Annotated in this window: 7 protein-coding genes and 1 riboswitch; of the genes, 3 read left to right on the top strand and 4 right to left on the bottom strand. The window is 38.4% G+C overall.

Features of this window, described 5'->3' with window-relative positions:
* Positions 1-375: 375 nt before the first annotated feature.
* On the bottom strand, positions 376-849 hold the full coding sequence (locus tag AC1DCY_RS16155; protein ID WP_477351730.1) for a YbaK/EbsC family protein: 474 nt from the start codon (positions 847-849) through the stop codon (positions 376-378).
* Between the two features lie 129 nt (positions 850-978).
* On the opposite strand from AC1DCY_RS16155, the gene AC1DCY_RS16150 reads away from it, so the two are divergent.
* The 3 genes from AC1DCY_RS16150 to AC1DCY_RS16140 all read left to right on the top strand — a co-directional run bounded on the left by AC1DCY_RS16150 (position 979) and on the right by AC1DCY_RS16140 (position 3364).
* Positions 979-2130, top strand: a complete 1152-nt coding sequence (locus tag AC1DCY_RS16150; RefSeq protein WP_477351728.1) for a PstS family phosphate ABC transporter substrate-binding protein — start codon at positions 979-981, stop codon at positions 2128-2130.
* Between the two features lie 30 nt (positions 2131-2160).
* Positions 2161-2257, top strand: a riboswitch (guanidine-I (ykkC/yxkD leader).
* Positions 2258-2708: 451 nt separating this feature from the next.
* A complete protein-coding gene (locus AC1DCY_RS16145) occupies positions 2709-3050 on the top strand; it encodes a DMT family transporter (protein WP_477351726.1) in 342 nt (113 codons plus the stop codon).
* Positions 3050-3364: a DMT family transporter gene (locus AC1DCY_RS16140; protein ID WP_477351724.1), complete on the top strand. Its 315-nt coding sequence runs from the start codon at positions 3050-3052 to the stop codon at positions 3362-3364. Before AC1DCY_RS16145 ends, AC1DCY_RS16140 begins: the two co-directional genes overlap by 1 nt.
* A gap of 317 nt (positions 3365-3681) precedes the next feature.
* Here the strand turns inward: AC1DCY_RS16140 and AC1DCY_RS16135 are convergent, their stop codons facing one another.
* From AC1DCY_RS16135 to AC1DCY_RS16125, 3 genes are all read right to left on the bottom strand, one after another.
* Positions 3682-4557, bottom strand: a complete 876-nt coding sequence (locus AC1DCY_RS16135; RefSeq protein WP_477351722.1) for a glycine betaine ABC transporter substrate-binding protein — start codon at positions 4555-4557, stop codon at positions 3682-3684.
* A gap of 106 nt (positions 4558-4663) precedes the next feature.
* Positions 4664-5518, bottom strand: a complete 855-nt coding sequence (locus tag AC1DCY_RS16130; RefSeq protein ID WP_477351720.1) for an ABC transporter permease — start codon at positions 5516-5518, stop codon at positions 4664-4666.
* The gene (locus AC1DCY_RS16125; protein ID WP_477351717.1) at positions 5511-6710 is read right to left on the bottom strand and encodes a quaternary amine ABC transporter ATP-binding protein; all 1200 of its coding nucleotides are present in this window, start codon (positions 6708-6710) and stop codon (positions 5511-5513) included. The genes AC1DCY_RS16130 and AC1DCY_RS16125 overlap by 8 nt, the downstream gene beginning before the upstream one ends.
* Positions 6711-6987 lie beyond the last annotated feature (277 nt).

Raw genomic sequence — 6987 nt, 5'->3', positions numbered from 1 at the left:
CGGACGAAACCAACTATACGCTATGGTAACAGTAGTGTAGCCCTATCTGCTATATGCACTGGATAGGGAGGGGTAATGGGATACCCCAATCTTGAGAACTGTTCAAAACAGAAATGGACTGCGAACGCATAGTTACTCAGGAATCCCACWGACATTAGTCAGCTTGTCCCTTTAGGGGTGGGAGTCTCAAACGCGATATTCTGCAAAAAAAAGTAAAATACCTCAATTCAAATGTAGTAAGGCTTTTTCTGTTATTAGAATGAAACAACTATATAAACCTTGAACATTACTAAAGATATGCTTCGCTTTGAAAAACATTGCTTGATAAAGGTGAAAATCGGCGAGACTTTTTATAAAGTTCCGCCGATAATTATGTTACTCGTTCCAGCCTTTGCAGACGTCAATCCATTCTTGATATGGAGTATAGGTTTCTAGTTCAGAAATAGTAAGCTCAATGGCGGAGTTGCTACTGCCACATGCAGGGAATACTGTTGTGAAGCGTTTTAGTGATTCATCCAAATAAATAGCAACACCCTCATTCACGCCAAAAGGACAAACACCTCCTACCTCATGTCCAATCTTTTCAAGTACTTCATCTTTTCCAAGCATTTTTGCCTTTGTACCAAAGGCTGCTTTAAATTTTGCATTATCGACTTTGGCATCGCCTGCAGCAACAATTAATATCGCTCCATCGTTCACGAGAAACGATAAGGATTTCGCAATGCGCTCAGGCTCGCACCCGAGTGCCTGTGCCGCTAGTTCGACGGTTGCTGAGCTTTCGTTAAGCTCCTGTATTTTGTGCTCCACATTCCATTGTGCTAAATGTTCACGTACTTTTTCAATTGCCATATGTAATACCTCCTTGCAATACTACGTTTTATTTTAACATAATTTTCAGAATACATAGTTGTTTTATCTTCCGGAAATAACCTATTATTAAATAGTTAGTATAATATTACATTTTTGGAGGTGGAGCCGATGATTATGAAAGTGCTACAGTCTCTTTTTGTACTAATTGGATTATTTTTTTTCACAGGAGTAGTTGCGTTGTATGTAATTATTAGTGGTGCGCTACATTTTAGAGGACTACTCTTTACCGTTCCGATATGTTTATTTGTTCTATTTGTTTGTTTAATTTTTGATTGGTTGACAACAACAAAACGTAAGATATGGTTAGCTGGAGTAATGGGCATTGCGTTGTTGTTTGCCTCGATTAAGCCTATTCAACATTACTACAAAATGAGTATTCCAACTGTTGATGCAGAAATTGATGTGACAGTTTATCAACCATTTACAGAGCAAAATAAAGTAGTAAAGTCAGATACAAAGGCTTCATTGCAATTAGTTGAGTCACTACCACGCTTAGATGGGGCGACGGCGATGTATCCACTGTATGCTGCCTTTGTAGAAGCAACATATCCAAAGGATTACTATCCATATGATAGAAGTAGAGTTATGGTGAGTCGTACACCTGAGGCTTATCAAAATTTGATTTCAGGAGATGTTGACCTGATTTTTGTAGCAGCACCATCTGAATCTCAAAAGAAGCAAGCTGAGATAAAAGGTCTTACATTTGACATGACCCCTATTGGACGAGAGGCATTTGTCTTTTTCGTCAATCATAAAAACAGTGTAGAAAATTTATCACTGGAGCAGTTTAAAGAAATATACGCTGGAAAAATTATGAATTGGCATGAAGTCGGTGGTGAAAATGTTGCTATTCGTGCCTTTCAACGCCCAGCAGATAGCGGAAGCCAAACAGCACTGGAAAGAATGATGGGAGATACACCAATCATGGAAGCGCCTGCTGAAAATGTTGCAACAGGTATGGGTGGTATTATTCATGAGGTATCACAATATCGTAATTATAAAAATGCCATTGGCTACACGTTTAGATTTTACTCAACAGAAATGGTGAATAACAAAGAAATTAAATTATTGTCCATCGATGGGATTGCGCCCACAAAGGAAAATATTCGTAATGGTACATACCCACTCGTATCTGAATTTTATGCTGTTACAGCAGGAACAAATAATCCTAATGTAAAAAAGTTTATCGACTGGATTGTATCAGATGAGGGGCAAGCACTAGTTGAAAAAGTTGGTTATGTACGAGTAGAAAATGATTGAATAGTTTGCTATACTAGTATCACAACATATATGATAGTTTTCTAGGGTTCCGTAGCAAAGCTAGTCTGGTCCGAGAGAAAACCACAAATTGATTTTTGTGACACGGAAGGATAAAAGCCTGGGAGATACTGTTTACAGCAGTGTTCCTTAGGCTTTTTTAATTTGGCTACTGTGGGGGGAAGTTGAAGAAAAGCTCCAATCAGGGTTTAGGTCTCCGAACTGATCAGGTAAGCCGAAGAAGTGATCAGGTAGGTTGTGAAACTGCTCGGTTAAGCCGAGAAGTGATCAGGTATGTCGGGAAACCGCTCGGGTAAGCCGAAGAAGTGATCAGGTAGGTCGTGAAACTGCTCGGGTAAGCCGAATAAGTGTTCAGGTGGCTCGGGAAACTGATCAGGTAAGCCGAAGAAGTGATCAGGTAAGTCGGGAAACTGCTCGGGTAAGCCGAAGAAGTGATCGGGAAGATCGTGAAACTGCTCGGGTAAGCCGAATAAGTGATCGGGTAGGTCGGGAAACCGTCTAAAAGAACTGCCCAATAATAGTATGCATATGTGTTTAACAATAAAATGGAGGAATTCGCAATGAACAAACAATGGTTAAGTGTCGTAATTGCTGCTTTTTTTGAAGTCGGCTGGGTTATTGGCTTAAAGCATGCAGGGAATGCACTCGAATGGATGGGTACCGCAATTGCAATTTTTGTTAGCTTTTATTTACTAATTAAGGCTGGAGAAAGTTTACCAGTCGGAACTGTCTATGCAGTATTCGTAGGTTTGGGGACAGCGGGTACTGTATGTGCTGATAGTTTATTATTTGGAGAGCCATGGAAATTAGCTAAAATTTTATGTGTTGTCGTTTTACTTGCAGGCGTCATCGGTTTAAAGCTTGTGACAGGGGAGCCTAAAGAAAAAGGGGTGAATGAATAATGGCATGGTTTGCATTAGTAGTCGCGGGGCTATGTGAGATGATGGGTGTTTATATGATTAGTAAATATAATAATGCTAAAAGTATTAAAAATTTAGTGTTATTGATTTTTGCGTTTACCTTGAGTTTTGCTGGCCTTGCATATGCCATGGAAACATTACCGATGGGTACAGCCTATGCAATTTGGACAGGCATTGGAGCGGCAGGTGGCGCTTTACTTGGAATGTTGTTTTTCAATGAATCCAAGGATTGGAGACGTATTGTTTGCATTATTCTTGTTTTAGGAGCAGCGATATTTTTGAAGTTATTATCCTAGCAAGATTAAATAGTCATCTGGTATCGGTCTAATCGTTGCTGGGTGGCTTTTTTATTATCATAATCAACAATAGGTTAAGAGTTTTTTACTCAAAAATTGCTTTAAAGAGAAATAAATAAGTATTCATATATTATGTAATATTTGTTAAAATAAGGATATATATAATTAGTGTTTAGGAGACCTTGAAATTTTCTAAGTAGACGTTAATTATTCGTATTTTACGGCGTAGTTATTTTATATAGCGACATTAAATAATGTTTTTTGTCTTGAAAAAAAGACAGACAACCACTAGTCAGTTGTCCGTCAATTATTAAAAATTATTTTTTTACATCCTTCGTCCATTCAGCAACTTTGTCTGCATTGGCTTCTACCCAATCTTTAGCAGCTTGTTTTGGGTCTTTGCCATCCATAATTTCTAGCATAACACTCTCTAAGTCTTCTGATGTCCAGTGGAAATTATCTAGTACAGAATAGACATCTGGTTGATCTTCTTTTAAACCTTTACGAGCGAATGTGTTAATCGTTTCTTCGCCACCATAAACGCCTTTTGGATCTTCTAAGTATTTAAGATCATATTTAGCGAACATCCAATGAGGAGACCAGCCTGTTACGATAATGTCTTCCTTATTTTTAATTGCTTTAGCAAGAGAAGTTGTCATAGCACCAGAAGAAGAAGTTAATAGATTCCAATCTGTTAAATTATCATATTCATCTAAAGCTTTTTCTGTAGCTGCTGTGATCCCAGCGCCAGGCTCAATACCCGTAATTGTGTGATCTGCTTGCTTTTTTAAATCCTCAATCGAATTTACGTCCATATAGCTTGGTACTACTAGACCTATTTTGGCACCAGTAAGGTTTTCACCTAGCTCATCAAGGTCGTTCTTATATTTTTCGTACTGTGGGGCATGAGTATTTGGTAACCATGCAGCGACCATACCATCTGCTTCACCTTTTGAAACAGCCTCCCACATAATTGCATTATCAAGAGGTGTTAATGTTACATTGTAGCCTAAATCCTCTAGCACCTGACCAACTACATTAGTTGAAGCAATTTCTGTATCCCATTCAACGTAGGCTAGATTGACGTCCTTTGAGTTACCACTACTCTTACTTGAATCATCACCACTACATGCGGCTAGCAAAAAGCCAAGCCCTAAAGCCATTCCTATTTTAGTTAATGTTTTCAGTTTCATCGAATCTTCCTTTCCATATTAATAGTTTTATATCAAAACTACAAAAAGTAAATCTCAGCAGTGAAAGTGAAGAACTAAGATTTGCGTTAATCAATTGCCTCTTTTTCTATACGGCTTTCTTCTTATTAAAACTTTGCGTTAAGCGGTCTATTACAATGGCGAAAATTACTAGACCTAAACCTGCAACAAAACCATTTCCAACCTGTGTACGTTGTAGTGCAGTTAATACTTCGCGTCCTAGACCAGGTGCACCGATCATTGAGGCAGTTACAACCATTGACAGTGATAGCATAACAGTCTGGTTAATCCCCGCCATTATAGTTGATTTCGCAAGTGGGATTTCTACTTTAAAGAGTTTTTGATTTGAAGTACTACCATATGAATCCGCAGCTTCTACTAATTCTTTTGGTACTTGGCGAATTCCTAGGTTCGTCATACGTACAGTTGGTGGTAAGGCAAAAATAACGGATGCAAATACGCCAGGTACTATCCCAATACCAAAGAAGGCAACGGCAGGAATCAAGTACACGAAGCCAGGCATTGTTTGCATGAAATCGAGTATCGGCTTAATCACATTTTCTGCTACAGTTGACTTGGACATTAGAATACCAAGAGGAACACCTAAAATGATCGAGATGATACTTGAGAAGAGCACGAGCGTCGTTGTTTCCATAAGATGTGTCCATAAGCCTTGATTATAAATAAATAACAAACCAAGTAATGAAAACGTTGCGAGCCCGAATTTTTTGCCGGTAACGAAAAAGGCAAAAATGACAACAAGTAAAATAAGAATAATCGGGGGAATGCTCACTAATAAATCAGTGACCTGATTCATGAGTAGTTTTCCATTTTTTTGAATCAAGTTAAAAAACACTGAAAAATTACTCGTCAACCAGTCCATAACTGATTCTACCCATGGTCCCAGTGGTATAACTGGAATATTGTCTAAAAAATTATTCATGTGCAACTGCCTCCTCATCGCTAGTTGAAAGTGCTTCGATGACAACGCCCCGGATAAGAACACCAAGCAAGCGCTCATCTTTTACAACTGCAATCGGAGTAGGACAATTATGAATCAAACCTAATATATCCTGTAAAAGCATATCTGGTGGAACGGTTAACATATCTGATTGAACAATTGAATGTACCGTTTGTTCTTGTCTTTTAGCTGCAGCCCGTGCGTCGTCAGCAGTAATATAGCCTTTCAAATGTCGATTTTTGTCAACAGCCATTAGTAAACTAACCGTTTCTTCGCGCATTCTTTTAAGTGCTACGGTCGGTCCATCTACATCTACATTGACAGATACAGGTCGAACCATAGCATTTTCAGCAGTTAATACTTTAGAGCGATCAACGTCTTCTACGAAAGTTTTAACATAATCATTTGCAGGATTTGTTAAAATTTCTTCTCCAGTACCAATTTGAATGATTGAACCATCTTTCATAATGGCGATACGATCACCAATACGTAATGCTTCATTCAAATCGTGGGTAATAAATAAAATTGTTTTTTTCAATGTGCTTTGTAAATCGAGTAACTCATCTTGCATTTCTTTTCGAATTAATGGATCGAGTGCAGAAAAAGCCTCATCCATTAGTAATATTTCTGGGTCATTTGCAAGTGCACGTGCTAATCCAACGCGCTGTTGCATACCTCCTGATAATTGACTAGGATATTGGTCCTTATAAGCAAGTAAGCCTGCATTGTCGAGAGCCTGCTCTGCTTTTGCTTGCCGTTCTTCTTTTGAGATGCCTCTGATTTCAAGGCCGTATTCTGTGTTTTGAAGAAGTGTACGATGGGGGAATAAACCGAAGTTTTGAAAGACCATACTCATTTTGTTTCTTCTTACATTACGTAAACTCTCTTTGCCCATTTTAGAAATGTTTTCTCCATCGATGTAAATATTCCCACTTGTAGGCTCTATGAGACGGTTTAAAAGCCGAATCAGTGTCGACTTTCCACTTCCTGATAATCCCATGATAACGAAGATTTCACCTTCATTTACGGTAAAACTTGCATCGTATACACCAACTGTTGCACCTGTTTCTTTTAAGATATCAGTCTTGCTTTTTTGTTGCTTGACGAGTTCTAAGGCTTGGGGAATATGTTTCCCGAAAACTTTAGAAACATGTTCCACTTTTATTTTTTCCAATAGAACCACTCCTTTCGTAGATCAATTTCGCCTTGGCGTAATGGGTGTTGCTTCACTTACGCACAGATGAATTGCCACTAGACGTGGCTTTCTTAGGCTGAGGCCCTCTATTTCAGTAGGTGTGTGAACACACACTGAATGAAGATAAATACTATTTGAGGATAATGATACCCAAATATAAACAAGTAACAACTTAACCCTAACAAAGAGTTGTTACTTTTGTCAAATCGACAAAACAGAAAAAATCCGCTTAAACGCTGTTATATCAGCGTTTAAG

Source organism: Lysinibacillus sp. 10T31, assembly GCF_056394365.1.
The sequence above is the reverse complement of the archived record's forward strand: the minus strand, read 5'-3'. Positions and strand labels throughout refer to the sequence as shown.